The sequence below is a fragment of the Xanthomonas sp. NCPPB 1638 genome, assembly GCF_041475635.2.
Taxonomy (GTDB): Bacteria; Pseudomonadota; Gammaproteobacteria; order Xanthomonadales; family Xanthomonadaceae; genus Xanthomonas; species Xanthomonas cucurbitae.
The window spans coordinates 1068686-1087900 of the sequence record NZ_CM192984.1; the positions used below are offsets into that span (position 1 = coordinate 1068686).

Consider the following 19215-nt stretch of genomic DNA (forward strand, 5'->3'; position numbering starts at 1 on the left):
TTGGCTCTTTGAATGAGCCGATTATCCCGACTAATCGGCTCATACGCCAGTGTCAATTACTGACTCAGCCAGTCTGATCCCACAGATGCTCGCCCAGATCGCCCAAGATCTGGTCCAGCCGGCCATCGAGCAGGCGGTCCAGCTGCAGGGCGCCGCCATCGCCGCTGAAGTTGCGTTGCACGGTGTCGCGGTCCATGACCACCTCGTGTATCAGCTGCTGGGCCAGCCGCTTGAGCCAGCGCCGCTGCACCGGCGTCCAGCTGCGCTGGGCATAGATGCTCTGCATGGCCTTGTCGACACGCTGCTCGAACGGCACCAATGCCTCGCCCAGCGCGGCACGGCGGATGTAGCCGATGATGCTGGCGGCGACCTCCTGCTGGGTGCTGTCGCGCCACGCGCCGCGCAGGTGGGCCTCGCTGTAGCCGTGCTGGTCGAGCAGCAGGCGTACCTCACGCAGCTGGGCGCGGGTGAGGTCGCGGGGGCGGTTGACGATGACGCTGAGCGCGGCGGACTGGTTGATCTGCTCGCGGATGAAGGCGTTGAAGCTGTCCAGGTAATCGGTGGGGGCCTCGTTGACGCCATAGTTCTGTGCGCGTTCGAGCAGGGTGTCAGTGTGTTCGGAAATGACCGGATAGCGGTCCGTGCCCAGCAGCACGCCCACTTCGGCCAGTTGCTCCACCAGGCGCGAGTGCTCGCGGAGGAAGCTGGCGGCATTGCGCGCGCCGAGCTTGTGCAGATGAGTGTGCAGCACGGCGGGCGCCACGCCCCAGGAGGTTTCCAGCTCGCTGAGCTTGTCGCGCAAATCCGGGCGCTGCTCGGCGCGATGCTGGGCCTTGCGTAGCACGCGCATGATGCGCTGGCTCAGTTGGTCGAGCGCGTCGTCGGCGTGGCTGCCGCCGTTGCTGCCTGGGGCATCGAAGCTGCGCTGTTGGCTGAGCTCGTGGACCAGTTGCTCGATGCTGATGTTGGGGTCCTTGACCAGCGGGCGCATGGTGTCGACGTCTTCGAGCGCGGTGTACAGATCGACCGGATCGAAGATGCGGAATACAGTCTTGCCGATGTCGTCGCAGCGGCGGGTGGCGCGGCCCTTCATCTGTTCGTAGAGAATGCGCGAGCGGACCCGGCGCATGAACACCAGGTTGGCGATACGCGGCACATCGATGCCGGTGGTCAGCAGGTCGACGGTGATGGCGATAGTGGGGTGGCGCTCGTTCTTGTAGTTGCGGATCAGCTGGTCGACCTTGTCGCTTTTGCCGGTGATCACCGCGACGCTGGCTTGGTTGTAGTACTTGCCATGGACCTGTTTGAAGGCCTCGTCCAGCTGGTTCTTGACGCGCTCGGCGTGGGGCTGGCTGACGCAGAAGATCAGGGCCTTTTCCTCGCCGTCCGGGTCCAGTTCGATGGCGAGCTGCTCGCAGACGACCCGGTCGAAGTCCGCGGTTATCACACGCCGGTTGAACGACTCGATATTGAAGTCGAGTTCGTCTTCCAGGTCTGCGGTATCGACTTCGCCGGTCTGCGTGTTGATGACGCTGACGCGCTCGCCGCGATCGAAATGGATGCCGTTCTTGCCGAGCGCGGTGGTATAGCGGATGGGCGGCTCGTGGTCGATCAGCCAGTCATCTGCCACTGCTTCGCGGTAGCTATAGGTGTAGATCGGCTTGCCGAAGATCTCGGTGGTGTGCTTGGCCGGCGTGGCGGTCAGGCCGATACGGCAGGCATCGAAGTAGTCGAGCACGCGGCGGTATTGCGACAGGTATTGCGCGTGGTCGCGCACGGCCAGCTCGCCTTCGGTCATTTCCTGGTCGAGCGTGTAACCGCGGTGGGCCTCGTCGACGACGATGCAGTCGAAGGTTCCGATCGGTGGCGGGTCATCGGACTGGAAAATGCGCCGGACCATGGCCTGCACAGTGGCGACCTGCACACGGGTCTCATCGGCGGTGCGGGTGTCGTCCAGGCCATCGAGGTTGTAGATCTGCGTCAGCGTCTGGTTCTGCTCCAGCTGCATCTCCTGCATCGTCTCGGTGGCCTGGGTGCCGAGCGCGGAGCGGTCGACCAGGAACAGAATCCGGTGGAAGCGCTCGGCCTTGAGCAGACGGTAGATCAAGCCAATCATTGTGCGCGTCTTGCCGGTGCCGGTCGCCATCGCCAGCAGGCAGTTGCGTGAGCCCGATGCCAGCGCGTCTTCCACTGCCTGGATCGCGCGCTGCTGGTAGTCGCGCAGGTTGAGGTAGGCGAAGCCTTCCTGGGCCAGATCGCGCTCGGCCTGGTCGCGATCGCGGGTGAGCAGATCGGCGATGTCCTCGGGCGTGTGGAACTTCTGCAGCGGGCGCCGCAGATTGGCCGGTGAGCGCAGGTCGCGGAACCAGATGCCCGATTGCTCGGCCAGCTGCTTGACATAAGGACGGCCGTTGCAGGCGAATGCCAGCGGCACCTGGAAATGGCCGCCCTGGCCATCGGCCCAGCCTGCGATCTGGATGGTGGCCGAATAAGCGGGTGTCAGGTCGCGGCTCATCACGAAGTCGCGTGCGTAGCGCTCGGCCTGGGGAATCCGGTCGGCAATGTTGATCTGCTTGCGCTTGGCCTCGACGACGGCGACCGGCGTGAGGCCGGCGAACAGCACATAGTCGGCGTTGGCGCGCGGCACCTTGGTGGGCCACTCGGCGATGGCGAGATTGCGCCCTTTTTCCGGGCGGATGCCCTTGGCGTGGGTGAGGTCGAGGGAGTCTGCTTCCCAGCCGGCCTCGCGCAGCTGTTGGTCGATCAGGATGCGGGTGAGGTCTTCGCTGAGGTCGAAGTTGTTGCTGGCCTGCTGGGTGGCGCCGGCGACCTGTTGGGTGGCGGCCGGGCGGGCGGTGTCCGGCTGTTGCAGGCTGGCGATGCGTTGTTCGAAGTCCTGGCGGAGCCGTTGCAGTTCCTGTTCGCGTTGGACTGCCAGCGCCGACTGCTCACGCGCTTCGACGTCCATCGCTTCGGCAAGCTCGGCGTTGAGCTTGGCTTCGCTGTTCTTGAGTTCGGCGAGCGCCTGGCTCTGGTCGTGTTGCTGGCGGGCGGTATCCAGCTCCGCTTTCAGGCGATGGACCTCGGCCTGCACGTCGCGCAACGGCGCGGCTGGATCCTTCGGGGGCACGAAAGCACCAGCCTTGAATTCGGCGGTGTTCCTGCCGAAGGCCCGGTGGTACCAGACCGCCAGGTCGCGGGCGACCTTCAGGCCATCCATCGCTTCGCGGTGTTGCGTGGTGAAGCCGTGGGTCGCCTTGTTGCCCTCGACCCGCAGTACGTGGAACAGCTCCTGGATCCGCCGGTCCAGGCGCAGCTCGCGTGCGAGCTGGTAGATCAGATCCGCCTGGGTCGTTCGTTGATCGTGGAGAATGCCGGCGCGCCCGGCGAGATCCTGGGCAAGTGCTTCGGCGAACTGCCGGAGCTTGATCAGCGTGGTGTTGGGATCACTGGCAAAGACCTGCTCGGCCATCGAGGCCAGCTTGAAGAAGACCGGATCGTGTTCCTGCAGGAAGGAAAAGTTGCTATCGACAGTCACACGCGTATCCGTACAGTGGCGCCCGGCGGGACGGCATCTCGCGGTAGCCATCATAGGTCACCGATGCTGCCGTCGTCATTCTAGCGCCGGATGCGATGGACCGAGATGTGATGGCTTGGGCCGTCCGCAGCAACTTTGTTGGCCGCTACGCAAGTTCTTCCCATGAGTTCCCAGTCTTTTGTCGACAACTCAAGTCGTTGCCGCAATCAAACTCGGGGGCAGCATACGACAACGGTGGCCTTGCTTGATTGGTCACTGCGAGAGATCCAATGGCCGAGGCGCATCATCACTTGTATGCGAACACTGGCTACTACCTGCCAGAACACGCGCAATACCGCTTGCAGCAACTGCGCGACCATATGCGGTTTCTGGCGCGCCTGGCGCAGCCACGCGCGCAGGCCGAAGAGCAGTTGCGGCAGCCGTCCGTCTGCGTGGACGCGTTGGGGTTCTGCCTGGAGCTGTTGTCAGAGCAATTGAACGTGTTGCTTGTGCAGTTGCAGTAGCCCGCACATCTGCAACAAGACGTGCCCACCAACGAGTGTGCTAGCACTGAGGAGCCACGATGCCGTGGCCAATGACTGCCTGAGTTACGTGCTGAAGAGTACACAGTCACCAAAGACACTGTGCTGTCTCCGTTGATCTGATCCATCGTGGGACTGGACCTATTGCGTGTGGCGTGCTTGGTGCATATGGATCCAGCACTGCCACACTGGAGGCGGGGGGCGCATGCCATCCCTGATGAAGCAGCATCCGTTAGCGGGTGTCATTCACCTGGCTGGGCAGCTCCGCCACTACGAAGACTCCGCTGCCAAGCACATCACACTCTGCACATCAGACGCTCAAGCCAGCCGCAGCGCTGCCGCTAGCAATCCATGAGCTGGCCGCTTATTGCGCCGGCCTTGTGGCAGGAGCCAGGTTTGGTCTTACAGGACAATTCGACGGATCAGCAGGGCGCGGCGGCGCCGGATGGCCTGCGACAGCGGGCCGATGGATTGGTTGGTCTCAGTAACATGATCGGGCGCCGAGCCTGGCTGCGGCGACCTGCTGCGTGGGCGTTGCGCTGGGTGGACGTCAGCTTACGGATTTTCGTGATCGCGTTCCTGTTCGCAGTGGTGATCGGGGTGATTGACCCGTTCGGGTTGAAGCGTGCCAGTGAAGGGCAGTCGCAACGGATCGCGGGACGGATGTTTGCGCCGTTCTATGGGATGCCGCCGACATCCGCCGGTTCGCCAGCGGCGAGTGCGCAAGACCATATCGCGGTGGTGTTGATCGACGATCACACCTTGCAGGCGCGCGAGTTGGCGTGGCCGCCGCGCTACAGCTATTACGACGAGATGCTGCGGCGGGTGTTGGCGCAGCAGCCGCGGGCGGTCTATGTCGACATCCTGATGGAGCAGCGGCGCGACTACGACGACAGCTATACGGACGCGCGCGACGGCATTGCGGCCGAGATCGGCTGCGCGAAGGTGCCGGTGTTGTTCGGAGTGTCGGCTCCGGGGCGGCGTTCCATCTTTTCCGGGGTGGGCTCTGCGGCATCTGGGTGCAGCACCGCCTTGCCTGCGAGCAATAGCGACATTGTGCCTGTTGCCCAGGATGTGGTGACCAGCTGGAAAGGCGTTGGAAGCGACTACCCGCTGCTGCTGGCGGCCAAGAACGTACGTGACGAGGGCTGGGTGCCGTCACTGTCGACCGGGCCAGGGTTCGGGGCGGACTATCGCTCGGTGGCCCTGGCGTTGTATCAGCAGGCCTGCCGTACACGTTCGGATGCGGGCTGCCGCGAGAGCGCGCGGGCGCTGAACGCCCAGGCGCTGGGCACGCCGATGTCGGTACAGTGGGGGTCGACCTTGCCGCGATTGCCTGTGCAGCCGCATGGGCTGGGCTGCGTTCGTACTGCGCCTGTGGGATGGTGGAGTCGTCTGGCAAGTGCGGCTGGGCTGACTGTCTATGGCTTCCTAAGCGGTCTCGACGAGCAGGTGGAGAACCACCGACGTGAACGCTGCGCCTACACCCTGACCGTGTTCGAAGAACAGCTGGACGACCCGGCGCTGGCCGCCGTGTTGAAGGACCGTGTGGTGCTGATCGGCACGCGCTTGAACGGTCTTGGCGACCAGGTGATCTCGCCCGTGCACCAACAGCTGCCGGGCGTCTACCTGCATGCCATGGCGCTGGATAACCTGATGCAGTGGGGAAGCGAACGGATGTACACCGACAGCCTGCGCGACCGCCTGTCCGAACTGCTCGGCATGTTGCTGATTTGCTTCACTGCCGGTGCCGCCTTGCTGCTGACCCCACGCATATCGCCGCGCTGGCTGCGCTGGCTGCGCAGCGCCGTCGTCGTGGTGGCCTGCATTGGTAGCAGCCTGTTGATCGTGCTGGTTTCGCAGCTCTACCTGCGGCAACCGCCCGGCCACTGGCTTTCCGCCCTGGTGCTTGCCTGCGTCGCGATCTGGGAGGTGAGCTGGTGGAATGTTCGCGAACAACCGTCGGCCAGGCCTGCCGAGATACCGGAGACCATACATGAGTGATGCGATAAAGCGATTCCAGCCGTTGCTGTTGCTGGTAGCTCTGCAGGTACAGCCAGTCTTGGCTCAAGAGTTGCGGCAGCCGCATGTGGCCGAGGTGTATGGGCAGTTGATGACCTATGAAGAAGTCGACGGTAGATTCCGACGCTCGGAGCCTTTGCCGGCAGGCATCGATGTGCGCCAAGCCAGGGTCACCCGTGTTTCTCCCAAGGGCTACGTGCTTGTCGAGACGGCCAACGGGCCGGTCTGGCTGGATAAGTTGAAGGTGAAGGTCGCCGGCGACCTCAAACTCTCTGGCAATGTTCGTTGCACCAGCATGGTCAGTGAGGCCAGCGATGCAGTTACCGCAGGCGTGCGCGGCGTCGGCGAGGGATGTCGGTGACGTCGGTGCGCTGCATGTTGGCAATGGTACTGGCGCTGCTGGTTGCTGCGCCTGCTAGCGCCGGCGATAAACGAATCGAACAGAAGCATATCGACGCGATCGGCCGCGGTCTGCAGATCTTCACCGGGGCCAACCAATCGCTGCGGCAGGGGCAGGTGATGACGGCACTGCAGCGGCAGCGTTGGACATATGGCACGGTGCAACACGCGCAGCTCGATGCCGACCTCGATCAGGTGTTGCAGGAGATTCGCGCGGTGGCCGGCGCGTCGGCGCCGGCGGCCAGAATCCATGTCACGCCTGCGCCACTGCTGGAAGCCTATGCGAACGACGACGGCTCCATCTTCATTGCCGCCGGCATGCTGTCGAACCTGCCCAGCCGGGATGCGTTGGCGGCATTGATTGCACATGAGTATGCACACGTGCTGATGCGCCATGCCGGCGCCAGCATGCTCGAACGCCTGAGTAATGTAGGGGGTGGTCTGACGTCGCTCTATCTGGATCAGGCCTACGTGGACGCGCAGCGCCGGGGCAACGCAGAGACCGGATATGTACGCCAAGCAGTGATGCGCGAGGCATTGATGCAGTCGGTGCAGGCGGGAATCGTGCCCAGGCGGATGCGTCTGCAGGAAGAAGATGCTGATCGCAAGGGTGTCGATCTGATGATCGCCGCCGGCTACAACCCGCTTGGAATGATGGAACTGTTGACACTGATGGAGCTGTGGGAGCAGCAGAACAAGCGGGCCAGCGCAGAGGCGATCGCACAGGCTGGGCTGTCCGGAACGGTGGAACGGTATCTCAAGGCGAGCGATCAGGCGCAATCGGCCGCGCACAAGGTGGGCGACCGCGGCTTGGTCGATGGCGTCATCACGACCCTGGTTCAGGGAGTGAACCGATCCGTGGACCGCGCCGGCCGTAGTCATCGCGTGGCGGAAAAGCGTGCAGAGCAAGCGCGCGGGCATATCGAGGCGCACTACAGCGATGCCGAGCGTGCTGATATACGCGCTCTGCCCTGGGAACAACAGCCAAGCGTGGCCGAACTGTTCGCCGATCTGGAGCAAATTCAGGCATTGATGCAGGACAAAGCCAGGCAGCTGCGGCGTCGCGATGCCGAGCCCACCGCGCTGGCGTCACTGCTCGCGCGGCCAGCTGGGCAGACGCCGCTGGGCCGCTATCTGCAGTTGCGCCTTAATGTGAATTTCACCGACGACGGCGCTGCGCTACTGGAACGGCAGCGCGAACTAGCGCGCGGTGATTCACTGTTCATTGCCCACCAGTTCGTGCTGGAGGATGCTGATCGTTATCGCCAGCGCGAGCATGCGTTGCAGCTGCTTTCTATCAGCCGGAAAAGCCTCGGCGACCCGCCGGAACTGCTCCCCTACGACATCCGCTTCCAACGACGCATGGGCAAGGACGACCTGGCTAAGCTCGCATTGGCCCGCTGTGCGGGAACTGGCGACGCACGCCTGCGGCGTGCCTGCGAGCAGGCGCGGTAGGCCAGTTCTTTGCTTTTACGATAAACGATCACAAGGCACGGTAATCCTGCTTCGCTGTAGACGATGATGCTATGCGGAGCATGGGGATGCAGGCGTATGCGGTTGAATTCATGCTGCTGGGCATCACGCTGTGCAAACCACCGCACAGGGCGGCGATGACGGAGATGCGGGCCTGAAACTGGTATTCGCTGCTGGCGGTTTCGGCGTGGCTGCGCAGTCGTTGCGTTGGCCACTGTCAATCCGGCCATTGCACCTGCGGTAGCGCTCCGATCTGCGGGCGGGCGAACAGGTAGCCTTGTTGCAGGTGAATGCCCAGGTCGCGCAGGGTGCGGTATTCGTCGGCTTGTTCGATGCCTTCGGCGATGACGGCGACGTGCAGCTCTTCACACATGCGGGTGACGTGGCGCACGATGGCCTGGCGGCTGCGGTCGGTGTCGATGCCGCGGACCAGCGCAATGTCCAGCTTGAGCAGGTCGGGCTGGAAATCGGCCAGCAGGCCGAGGCCGGCATAGCCGGCGCCGAAGTCGTCGATGGCGGTCTTCATGCCGCGCGCGCGGTAGGTGCGCAGGATGTCGAGCAGGTGTGCCGGGTCGGCCAGGTGTTCCTGCTCGCTGACTTCGAAGATGATGGCCTGCAGCGGCCAGCCGTATTGCGCGGTGGCCGCGAGCGTGGCACGCAGGCAGTGTTCGGGGTTGTAGACCGCGTTGGGCATGAAGTTGATCGACAGCAGCGTGGGCAGGGCGATCTGCGCGGCGCATTCGATCGCCTTGATGCGGCAGGCCTGGTCGAAGGCGTAGCGGTTGTGCGTGTCCACCGAGGCCAGGATGCTGCCGGCCGATTCGCCGTTGATGCCCCGCACCAGCGCTTCACCGGCATAGATCTGTCGTGCCATGACGTCCACGATGGGCTGGAAGGCCATGGTGATGGCGGTGGGGAACTCATGACCATCGCGGCAGGCGGTGCAAACGGGAAGGCTGGACATGGTGTGGGAAGTCGTGCGACCTGGAACGAGCCTACGCTATCGGCCGCAACGGTGCGTCATTGAGCACGCTGGCCGATCCGATGCCCGGCAGGCAAGTCAGGTACAGCCGGTGCACGGAAGCGGCAAAGCGTTCAGGCTCCCGTGTTACCTGCCAGGGCATTTGTAGGATACGACCGGCCGAGCTCGCTGCAGGTGTCGTAGCGTCGTCACCCGGCGCGTGGTCGGGCCCGGCGATACTGGGTGCATTGCTCGCATCGGATGCCCCATGACCGCTCTTACCGAACGCTATGCCCAGGCCGTGGATTACGCGCGCATCGCCCATGCCGGGCAGCTGCGCAAGGGCACCCAGGTGCCGTATCTGAGCCACCTGCTGGGCGTCTCCACACTGGTGCTGGAATGCGGTGGCGACGAGGAGCAGGCCATTGCCGGGCTGCTGCACGATGTGGTGGAAGACTGTGGCGGTGGGCATGAGGCATCGATCCGCGCGCAGTTCGGCGACAGCGTGGCCGATATCGTCATGGCCTGTACCGATGCCACTGCCGAAGACAAGGCCGAGGTGGACGATAGCGAGCGCGCGCGCAAGCGCGATTGGCGCGAACGCAAGCTGGCGTACCTGGAGCATCTGCGCAAGACGCCGGAGCGCGCCTTGCTGGTGTCCGGTTGCGACAAGCTCTATAACGCACGCAGCATCGTGCAGGATCTGGAAAATCCTGCGGTGGGTCAGGACATCTTCAACGTCTTCACTGCCGGCCGCGATGGCACCTTGTGGTACTACGCCGCGCTGGAAGAGATCTTCCGCATCCGGGATGCGGCGACTGCGCGCCTGTTCAGTGCGGTGGTGGTGCGCATGCAGGCCCTGGCCGAGATCGCCGAGCAGCCGGTACCGACGCACGCGCCGGCGTGAGCTAACCCCGCAACGCATCTGCAATAACCGACCGCGCGCACTGACGTTGGCTGCATGCCTGCCGCGCTAGGCTGGGGCCTTGTCGATTCCGGTTTGATGGTCATGTCCAACGCAACATCCGCTTCCTCCGGCCAGGTGCACGTGCGCGGCGCGCGCGTGCACAACCTCAAGAATGTGGATGTGGATATTCCACGCGATGCGCTGGTGGTGTTCACCGGGGTGTCCGGCTCGGGCAAGTCGTCGCTGGCGTTCGGTACCCTCTTTGCCGAAGCGCAGCGGCGCTACCTGGATTCGATTTCGCCCTATGCGCGGCGCCTGATCGACCAGGTGGGCGTGCCGGAAGTGGATGCCATCGACGGGCTGCCGCCAGCGGTGGCCCTGCAGCAGGCGCGCGGTGCGCCAAGCACGCGATCGTCGGTGGGCAGCGTCACCACCCTCTCCAATTCGCTGCGCATGCTGTACTCGCGTGCCGGCCACTATCCGCCGGGGCAGCAGATCATCTATGCGGACGGGTTCTCGCCGAACACGCCGGCCGGTGCCTGCCCTACCTGCCACGGCCTGGGCCGCATCTACGACGCGACCGAGGCGACCATGGTGCCGGACCGCAGCCTGAGCATCCGCGAGCGCGCGGTGGCGGCCTGGCCCGGTGCCTGGCACGGCCAGAACCAGCGCGACATCCTCACCACGCTGGGCCATGACGTGGACCTGCCGTGGCACAAGCTGCCGAAGAAGACCCGCGACTGGATTCTGTTCGCCGACGAGCAGCCGGTGGTGCCGGTGTATGCCGGCTACGACCTGGACGAGGTCAAGCGCGCGCTCAAACGCAAGGAAGCGCCAAGCTACATGGGCACCTTCACCAGTGCGCGGCGTTATGTGTTGCACACCTTTGCCACCACCCAAAGCGCGCAGATGAAAAAGCGCGTGGCGCAGTACCTGGTGAGCACGCAATGCCCGCAATGCGACGGCAAGCGGCTACGGCGCGAAGCGCTGTCGGTCACCTTTGCCGGGCTGGATATCGGTGAATTGTCGCGGCGTCCGCTGGACGAGGTGGCCGAGTTGCTGCGCCCGGCGGCAGAGGCCGACCTACGCATGCAGGGCAGGAAGAAGGGCATTGCCGATCATCCGGGACAGCGCATCGCCGCGCAACGCATCGCGGCGGATCTGCGCGCGCGCATCGCGGTGGTGCAGGCGCTTGGCCTGGGATATCTCAGCCTGGAGCGCAGCACGCCCACCCTGTCGCCGGGCGAACTGCAACGGCTGCGGCTGGCCACGCAGATCCGCTCGCAGTTGTTTGGCGTGGTGTATGTGATGGACGAGCCATCGGCCGGCCTGCACCCGGCCGATGCGCAGGCGCTGCTGGGCGCGCTGGACCAGCTCAAGGCGGCGGGCAATTCGGTCTTCGTGGTCGAGCACGAAGTGGACGTGATCCGCCACGCCGACTGGATCGTGGACGTGGGCCCGGCCGCCGGTGCGCATGGCGGGCAGGTGCTGTACAGCGGTCCGCCCGCCGGGCTGGAGACGGTGGAAGCATCGTCCACGCGGCGCTATCTGTTCGGTGCGCCGCCGCAGGTGCCTCGCCATGCGCGGCAGGCCCGTGACTGGCTGCAGTTGCGCGGCATCACGCGCAACAACGTGCGTGGCCTGGATGTGGATCTGCCGCTGGGGGTGTTCACCACCGTCACCGGCGTGTCCGGCTCGGGCAAGTCGTCGTTGATTAGCCAGGCACTGGTGGAACTGCTCGCCACGCATCTGGGCCAATCACAGTCAGAAGACGAGCAGGCGCTGGATCCGCTGGAGCGCGGCACTCAGGTGCCGGTGGAGGGTGCGATCGTTGGCGGGCTGGATCGGGTGCGCCGGCTGGTACGCGTGGACCAAAAACCGATCGGGCGTACGCCGCGCTCCAATCTGGCGACCTACACCGGCTTGTTCGACCCGGTCCGCAAATTGTTTGCGGCCACGCCCGCCGCGCGTCGCCGCCGCTACGACCCGGGGCAGTTCTCCTTCAACGTCGTCAAGGGCCGCTGCGCCACCTGCGAAGGCGAGGGCTCGGTGTCGGTGGAGTTGCTGTTCATGCCCAGCGTCTACGCGCCATGCCCCACCTGCCACGGCGCGCGCTATAACGCCAAGACGCTGGAGATCGAACTACGCGGTCACACCATTGCCCAGGTGCTGGAGCTGACCGTGGACCAGGCCGCAACGTTCTTTGCCGACGATGCCAGCGTGCTGCGACCGTTGCAGGCGCTGCGCGAAGTAGGGCTGGGCTATCTGCGGCTGGGCCAGCCGGCCACCGAACTCTCCGGCGGCGAGGCGCAGCGCATCAAGCTGGCCACTGAGCTGCAACGCGCCCAACGGCGCGACACGGTCTACGTACTGGACGAGCCCACCACCGGCCTGCATCCGGCCGACGTGGACACCTTGATGACGCAGTTGCAGGGTCTGGTGGAGGCGGGCAATACGGTGATCGTGGTCGAACACGATATGCGCGTGGCTGCCAGCAGCGACTGGGTGCTGGACATGGGCCCGGGTGCGGGCGATGCCGGTGGCACGGTGGTGGTTGCCGGTACGCCGGCGCAGGTGGCGCAACAGGCCCACAGCCGTACCGCTGCATCTCTAGCAGAGTGGATCGGTTAGTCCTACTGTGTCATTAAACACGAAGGTGTAGAGGCATCTGTCCAATTTAATGACACGGTAGGATTGGGCGACGCAGGTCGGATCTTACCAACAAGGTCGGAACTCAAGCCACGTCATGCTTCGCCATCTCGCGCAGCGTTTCGCATTCGAAATGCCGCGCTACCCTCCACGCACTAAATTCTTGCTGGCGAGACGGCGGTACGTTGGATGCCTGACGCGCCGGCAACCATACATGCTGACAAGGTGTCATTTCTTCTGGGAGGGAGTGCGACATGCGCTTAATGGCGTCAGGACAACAGCGTTACGCGCGGTAGCGAGATTGTGTTCAATCGCATGCCCGCCATCGGGGTAGCGACGCTCGCGTGAGCGCGCATCTTTGCGGGATCCGACGGTTGGTATGAGTTGGTCGTGCATCAGTGCGCCACTAAGTGCTTCGGGTTTGCCCGCGTCCGGTTGAGTACCGCCGATCGAGCCGAATGCTTTGCCTGACGCACGCTTTGCGCAATGTCAGGGACCCACAGGCCTGTCTGATCGCGACGTACGTCCTTGGGACTTCACAATTTGAGGCGTCACCGTACCGATGCCTCACCAAACATCCTACTTTTTGGATAGTTCGATGACCACACCAGACTTCATCGCTTCAACGGGCGCGCCCCGGCCGCTGCCGACGCCAGCGTCGGTCGAGGCACCGGCGCCGACCACACCCTCACCGCAGGGGCCTTCCGCCGAGCCTACTTCTCCTGCGTTTGCCGCCTTGCCGGCAAGGCGAGGCGCGTCCAGAACCTCGGTTGCTAAGGTCCGCGTGCACAGTTCCCTGTCGCAGCATGGCCGACGTACCGGTGTGCAGTTGGACGGCTCCTCGGCGTCGGATCGCGATATCGCACGCATGATCGACGCGTGGCTTGCGCGTCGGCCGGCGATCCAGAGCGAATCGGCGCTAGGCGGCGGCGGACGGCTGCTGCGCTATGTGGCCGATCCCAAGGACCCGCGGATGCCACGCAACGAAGCGTTCTTCACCACAACGCCGGGTTTGCTGATCGCAGGATTGACCGTGCATCCGGACGTCGAACATCGCACCGGCACGGCGCCAACAGCCGATCAGGTCGCCAGCCAGCTTACCGACCCACCGATTGGCCTGCTGACTGGTATCTGGCAGGCGACCGATGGTCAATGCTTCACCTATCGTGCCAGCAAGCTGCATCGTGCCGATGCGAGCCAGGGTTGGGCACCGGTTCCGCTACCCGCCAGATGCCGTGCGCACGTAGATATCCGAATGCTCGGGCGGCAGGCCGATGGGGCGGTGTATATGCAGGCGGGTCCACATTGCTGGCGTGCCGGCAGCGAGCAGATCTCCATCAGTGTCGACAACCTGCCCGAGCATGCCGTGTTGCGCTTCGATGCAGCTGGCAGGCCGTGCATGCTCCATGATGGCGTGCTGCGCCGCTGCGATGAGGACAGCCCCGGTCGGGTGCTGGAGTTGTTGCGTCCGGTGCCTGGCGGCCCAGCGTTCGAATCGACGCCTGCGTTGCCGGTCGATCTGCTGCCGCTGGCTCATCCTGACGTTGAGGCGGCGTTGGTGCTCGATGACAAGGGGCGTGTGTATGAGGCGGATCTGCGCGGCACCGGGCCGATTGTTGCACGGCGCCTGACCCTGCCGGATCGGGTGGAGCGCGCCCAGGGATGGGCGGTCACGTCCATGGGGCTGGCCACCGACAACAGTGTGCATCTTGTGCTGGAAGACAGCTCCGGGCACCGCATCGCGTTGCAACGGCCGGCAGGGCAGGCGAGATTCCAGCCGGCGTTGATGCTCGACCGTCCGCTTCTGCTGATGCGCAGCGAAGGACTGCAGCTGCCCACCGATGAGGCGATACAGTCGCAGGTGGTGCTGGATGGGCATGCCCGGTTGGGACATCTGGACGGGGTGCTGCACTACTCGCCCGCGCCGGACCAGCCATGGGAGCGGTTGACGCTTGCCGATGGCGCGCCACTCACCGGGGTTGTCTCGTTGCACAGCGGACCGCGTGGATTCGTTGATCGTCGGCCGGTATTTGCGCTACTGGCTGCGCCGCCGCAACTGGTCGAAATCATGCTTCCCGGGCGGACCACCTGGCTTGCGGCCGATGCGGTGCCCACCACGCCTTCCGGTGGGCCGCTCGTCGTGGTGCCGGACGTGGTGGAGGTACGCTGCAAGCCAATCGCCCATTTCAACGAAGAGCTCGTCCAGGTGGCAGTGCATGCAGACCGCAGCGCGGTGGTGATGACGGCTTCGGGAACATTGCTCAAGGTGGAGGCGGAAGGCAACTGCAGTCCGATACCCTCGCTGCAGCGCCCGCTGGCCATCGCGGTCGGGTTGGACGATGTGCTGTATGCGTTGGACCATCCCCGCGAAGGGCCTGTGCAGCTATGCCGGCTTGCCGAGAACGGGCAGCGGGATGCGATACAGATCAGCTTTCCACAGACGCTACCGCCACCGCGTGGGCTGCGGAGTACGCGTACCGGGCAACTCCAGGTGCAGCTCGGCGCGGGCTGGCACACCGTGTTGCCAGCGATGACGGATACAGATGGCACCCGCCTGGCGGCACGCATTGCAGCGTCTCCGTCACCTGAGGAAGTCGCTGCTGCCGGTACTCAATCCGGTACCAATGCCCATATAAACCAGCAGCAGGCAAGTCGGATCAGTACGCCCGACCACGACGCAGCGATCAGTACGACCTTGCTGGGCACGACGTCCACCGATCAGTTGCGCTTGAACTCAAATGCGCAGGTCCTGGTCGAGAGCGGTCGCTCACAGGCCACCGCGCTCGCACAAGTGGTGGCAGACATCGTCGGCGGTGCGGTGCGCACCTTGGCCGGATGGACCGGCATGGCCCAGCCACCCACTCCGCAGCAACAGCGGCTTGCCGGCTTCCGCCAAGAGGCGATGCAGGCGCAGTCGCTTGCGCTGGAACTGTTCGACACGTTGCCGGTGCTGGCGGAGGTGCGCATTGCCGATGCGGCGTCTCCGCGCCAACCGGTTGAGGGACTTTCGCCTGACCAGCATGCTCACCTGGTGACGTTGCGCAGAACGGCCTTAGCCGGGCTGTTGCGCGATCTGCGCAAGATCGGATTCCGCGAAGGTGCGTTGGCCGCCGATTTTTCCATGGCGGACGGGGCTGCCATCCAGCGCACAAGTTCGACTGCCAGTTATCGAGCCGCTGAACTCTGGCGGCGGGCGCGTTCTGCGGTCACACGCGTTGTGGCCCAGAAAGACGATGACTTGCTGCCGTCGTTTGACCGTTGCATCGCTGCCCTGGCCGGTGGCGCGGCGCTGCATCCGCAGGCGTTGAGCGACACCGAGCATGCGCTGCTTGCCGAGTTGCGCGAGGTTAGCCATCGACTCAAAATCCTCCAGGTCGCTTTGCCGGCCCAGAAGGATCAAGCCGCCAACGCGTCCGATGCGCCCAATGCGCTGCGCGGTGCCTGCCTGCTCGCAGGTCTGGTCGAGTACAACGCGCTGCTGGGCGTTGCCGACGCGCAGGCGCTGGAGGCAGCCGATGCCAGGTGGCAGTCAGGGCTGCATACGCTGGCCAAGTTGGGGTTGTCGTCCTGGTGCGAATTGGAAGCATTCGATGATGTGGTGTCGACATTTCGGCAGGAGGTCACCACGCCCGGCAGCGCCCGCCAGCTACAGCTGCTCAAGAGTCTTGGCCTGCCGTTGGGGAGCGCCCCGGATGAAATGGCCTCGCGCATGATCGATGTGCTGCAGGACCTGTTCAATCGCAGCACCTTTTTCTCAAGTCGGGTGCGCTCGGCCGAACTGCGCGGCTCGCTGGGGTCGGCGCAATGGATGCTTGTCAATCCGATCAATGTCGGTATGGGCGGGGAGGCCATCCACGCGTTGGGCGTCGAGCGCATCGGCGATTCGAAGGACGGCGATGCGGGCCTGGTTGCCTTCTTCGTGCGCCACGCAAAAGCCACCGCGTCCGGAAGCGCAGGCCTGCGCATCGATCTTCGTCCCGGACCGGGAACCGGCGGGCATGTATATGTCAACTCGACACCAACGGTGTCTGCAACCTGGGGCGGCGCAGCAAATCTCGGGATGGGCGGGAGCTATCAACACGGCATGGGTGCCGCCGTCATCCTGTCACCGGACACCATCCCCGAATTCGCCAGACTGTTGTTCGACCGGCACGCCGACGATACCACCAGCCTGTTACGCGCTGGCGTGGATGGTGGGGCGATCGGCCTGGATCTGTTCGAAACCAATATCAACGCGTCGCTCAACGTCAACCTGACCGTGCAGCCACTGGCAGTGCGGCATCCCTTCGGTGTGAAACAGCCTGTCGCACCTGGTGCAGCCACCGGTAATCCGCGCAGCGCGGTTGTGGGGTCTTTCCCGTTCGGCGTGACGGCGCAGATAGGTATGCAATGGAGCCAGATGGAATTGCATCTGGATCACGCCTGGCAAGACATCATCGGCCTGGAATTCCAGGGTCGTGTCGGCATCAACGCCGAGGTCAATGCCGGCATCAATCTTGGCGGCGCATTGACATCGGTACTGGGTCGCAATTTCAAGCGGCTGGTCAATGCCATCACTGGCGCCGGCTCGCTGCAGCTGGCAGGCGTACGCGTGGCATCCAGCGACGTGCAGTTGCCAACCGACGCGCTCCGGGACAATGCGCGCACAGGCGCGCTATTGGGCACTGCCAGCTACAAGCGCACCCTTGATGCGCGTGCAGCGCAGCCGGTGACGCGGCAGGGATGGGACACGTTGCGTGCACGGCTCAAGGCCATCTTTCCGGAAGGCAGCACCGAACTGGGCGCGATGGAGTATCCGGCCACGCCGGAAGAGCGCAGCGTCGTGCTGTGCAACGTGCTTCAACGAATCCAGGGGCCCGACGCACTGGCCATCGAAGCCGGCGCGGCGCTGGCCGGGGAGGCCCTGTCACAACAGCGGGCGCAGGCTGCGGATGCGACCGATGCCGCGGCGGCATCGTTATGGACAGGCGGCACGCCGTCCGAGCGCGCGTCGGTCGTCGACCTGCTGCATCAGCTGCGGCAGGAGGACGCCGCAGCCATCCAGCAACGGGCGTGCGTCATTCCCGGCGCCCGTGTGGAGATCAATATGTTCGGACGCGAATCGCTGGATGCGGTGGTCAGTCACGCCATCGGCCACTACGCGCTGGGCGAGAAGATGCGCGACGTTGCCGAGATGCGACGCAAGATTCCCGGCCTGGACGAGGTGTTGCGCAGGTTCAAGGACATCCCGCATGTCAATCAGGTCCGCTTCGTGTTTGAGATGCGGCCGCAGGCCATGGTGGCGATCAACGACGCGCTGGTCGCCAGGCAGCATGCACAAGCAGCAGCGGCACTGGGGTTGCCTGCGTCCAGCGACAAGATGTCTTGGCAGGACGTTCTTATCGCTGCTCAGCAATCGCCGGATCTGTACCGGCTTGCGGCCATCGCCGTGCACAACACCGACGAGAATCCGGTCACCAGCCGTGTCGGCTTGCCGCTGTTGAATGTGGCGTCAACTTCAGTGGCGTCGCATCAGCTGTTCGAGGCGGAGATTCAGTTCCGTTACGGGCTGTACGACCGCATCGAAGGGGCGGAAGTCCTCGAAGCCGGTGCGCGTGCGCTGCGCCGTCCACTGGACCGCCTGCAGCAGGCCGGCGTGCAGGCACTTGGTCAAGCTCAGCGGGCGCAGGTTCCGCCACCGGACCCGGTCTCTCCGCGTGGTGACCGCCCAGGATTACAGGAGGCGCGCGATGCTTCCTTCGAGCGGTATCTGCAGGCGGGCACGCTGCCGGATCGCCCGCACCTGCGCGCACTGACCCGCGAACTTACCCGCTTGGACCAACAGACCCAGCGCGTTGATGAGCAGCGCCGCACCTGCGCTGCCCTGCTGGAGAAGCTGGGCCCGACACAGGCTAAGGCACGCGAACGCATCGACCGGCTACTGGCCAGACTTGCGCCAACAGGCGAGGGCATCTCCGTCGCGGCGATTGCGCCGCCGTGGAGCTTGCGCCAGGTGCTTGCGTCGCTGCAGGCTGATCGCGCCGCGGTGACACAGGCCGATGACGCGCTCGCCCAGGCTTACCATCGCTTGCGCGACCATATGGACAAGCCTGGCAGGGTGCAAGACATTGCGGCCGCTCAGCATGCGTTTGAATTCCTGCTGCAGGCTGCACAAGGCGAGTTCAGCCTGGTTGAAGCGGTCGATTCCCTCCTGCGTCGGACCCAAGAAGCATATGACGCGCAAGAGGCGCAACTGCGCGACGTGGGCGAAAGGTTGGACGACCTAATGCGTCGCCTAAATGATCTGCAGAGCGTGTCTGATCGTGAGCGCGAGTTGATCGAAGACGCCGAGCGCGTTGTCGAGGCCCGACGCCAGAGGCTGCAGGCACTGCAAATGCAGCCGCCGAGCGCCGATGCTTCAGCGAACGATACAACCCGCAAGGTTGAGGCGGTCAGGGCCCTTGAAGATGCTCAAACCAAGCTGGACAGAATGCGGCAGCAATGGGCCGAAACGCGCGATCGCATCGGTGCTCTGGCCTCGTTGGCGCAAGGCCTGCGCGCCTGGCTGGTTGAAGAAGCCGATGCGTTGCGCGAGATCGATGCACACACCAGTGCCGCAGAGCAGACCATGATGCGGGCGCGCTCTATGGGTGACGAGGCGCGGGTTGCCGTGATGGCGACAGTGACGGTCACCGCTCGCGACGATGGCGTGCCCGGGACGATTGCCGAAGGCGAGCTCACCTTGGGCGATAAGCAATGAACAGGG

The 19215-nt window shown here is 64.5% G+C and carries 9 protein-coding genes and 1 pseudogene; 7 read left to right on the forward strand and 3 right to left on the reverse strand.

Annotated features, from left to right (window positions below):
• Window positions 1-64 precede the first annotated feature (64 nt).
• Window positions 65-3538 (reverse strand): type I restriction-modification system endonuclease, encoded by a 3474-nt coding sequence (hsdR, locus tag ACCQ13_RS04685; protein ID WP_159406715.1) that lies wholly within the window; start codon window positions 3536-3538, stop codon window positions 65-67.
• Between the two features lie 269 nt (window positions 3539-3807).
• On the opposite strand from hsdR, the gene ACCQ13_RS04690 reads away from it, so the two are divergent.
• The 4 genes from ACCQ13_RS04690 to ACCQ13_RS04705 all read left to right on the forward strand — a co-directional run bounded on the left by ACCQ13_RS04690 (window position 3808) and on the right by ACCQ13_RS04705 (window position 7935).
• Window positions 3808-4041 carry an XAC0095 family protein gene (locus tag ACCQ13_RS04690; protein WP_104604686.1) on the forward strand — a complete coding sequence of 78 codons (234 nt, stop codon included), beginning with the start codon at window positions 3808-3810 and terminating at the stop codon, window positions 4039-4041.
• A gap of 369 nt (window positions 4042-4410) precedes the next feature.
• Complete coding sequence (locus tag ACCQ13_RS04695; RefSeq protein WP_159406716.1) at window positions 4411-6063, forward strand: CHASE2 domain-containing protein; 1653 nt, start codon at window positions 4411-4413, stop codon at window positions 6061-6063.
• The gene (locus ACCQ13_RS04700) at window positions 6056-6442 is read left to right on the forward strand and encodes a hypothetical protein (RefSeq protein WP_104604682.1); all 387 of its coding nucleotides are present in this window, start codon (window positions 6056-6058) and stop codon (window positions 6440-6442) included. Before ACCQ13_RS04695 ends, ACCQ13_RS04700 begins: the two co-directional genes overlap by 8 nt.
• Window positions 6443-6456: 14 nt before the next feature.
• Entirely contained in the window at window positions 6457-7935 is a 1479-nt protein-coding gene (locus tag ACCQ13_RS04705) for a M48 family metalloprotease (RefSeq protein ID WP_159406717.1), read from the forward strand.
• 109 nt (window positions 7936-8044) lie between these two features.
• On the opposite strand, the pseudogene ACCQ13_RS04710 reads toward ACCQ13_RS04705, so the two are convergent.
• Both ACCQ13_RS04710 and ACCQ13_RS04715 read right to left on the reverse strand, forming a co-directional pair.
• Window positions 8045-8152: pseudogene (locus tag ACCQ13_RS04710) on the reverse strand (TetR/AcrR family transcriptional regulator); the annotation flags it as partial.
• A gap of 18 nt (window positions 8153-8170) precedes the next feature.
• Window positions 8171-8917, reverse strand: coding sequence for an EAL domain-containing protein (locus ACCQ13_RS04715; protein WP_104604678.1), 747 nt, complete (start codon window positions 8915-8917; stop codon window positions 8171-8173).
• 265 nt (window positions 8918-9182) lie between these two features.
• Between ACCQ13_RS04715 and ACCQ13_RS04720 the strand changes: the two genes are divergently transcribed.
• From ACCQ13_RS04720 to ACCQ13_RS04730, 3 genes are all read left to right on the forward strand, one after another.
• Complete coding sequence (locus ACCQ13_RS04720; protein WP_104604676.1) at window positions 9183-9821, forward strand: HD domain-containing protein; 639 nt, start codon at window positions 9183-9185, stop codon at window positions 9819-9821.
• 102 nt (window positions 9822-9923) lie between these two features.
• On the forward strand, window positions 9924-12452 hold the full coding sequence (locus ACCQ13_RS04725; RefSeq protein ID WP_104604717.1) for an excinuclease ABC subunit UvrA: 2529 nt from the start codon (window positions 9924-9926) through the stop codon (window positions 12450-12452).
• A gap of 754 nt (window positions 12453-13206) precedes the next feature.
• Window positions 13207-19209, forward strand: a complete 6003-nt coding sequence (locus ACCQ13_RS04730) for a transducer protein car (RefSeq protein WP_159407925.1) — start codon at window positions 13207-13209, stop codon at window positions 19207-19209.
• Window positions 19210-19215 lie beyond the last annotated feature (6 nt).

Coding starts and splice junctions, on each gene's coding strand:
- ACCQ13_RS04715 (WP_104604678.1), bottom strand. CDS start 8,917: ATGTCCAGCCTTCCCGTTTGCACCGCCTGCCGCGATGGTCATGAGTTC.
- ACCQ13_RS04705 (WP_159406717.1), top strand. CDS start 6,457: ATGTTGGCAATGGTACTGGCGCTGCTGGTTGCTGCGCCTGCTAGCGCC.
- ACCQ13_RS04720 (WP_104604676.1), top strand. CDS start 9,183: ATGACCGCTCTTACCGAACGCTATGCCCAGGCCGTGGATTACGCGCGC.
- ACCQ13_RS04700 (WP_104604682.1), top strand. CDS start 6,056: ATGAGTGATGCGATAAAGCGATTCCAGCCGTTGCTGTTGCTGGTAGCT.
- ACCQ13_RS04695 (WP_159406716.1), top strand. CDS start 4,411: ATGAGCTGGCCGCTTATTGCGCCGGCCTTGTGGCAGGAGCCAGGTTTG.
- ACCQ13_RS04690 (WP_104604686.1), top strand. CDS start 3,808: ATGGCCGAGGCGCATCATCACTTGTATGCGAACACTGGCTACTACCTG.
- ACCQ13_RS04725 (WP_104604717.1), top strand. CDS start 9,924: ATGTCCAACGCAACATCCGCTTCCTCCGGCCAGGTGCACGTGCGCGGC.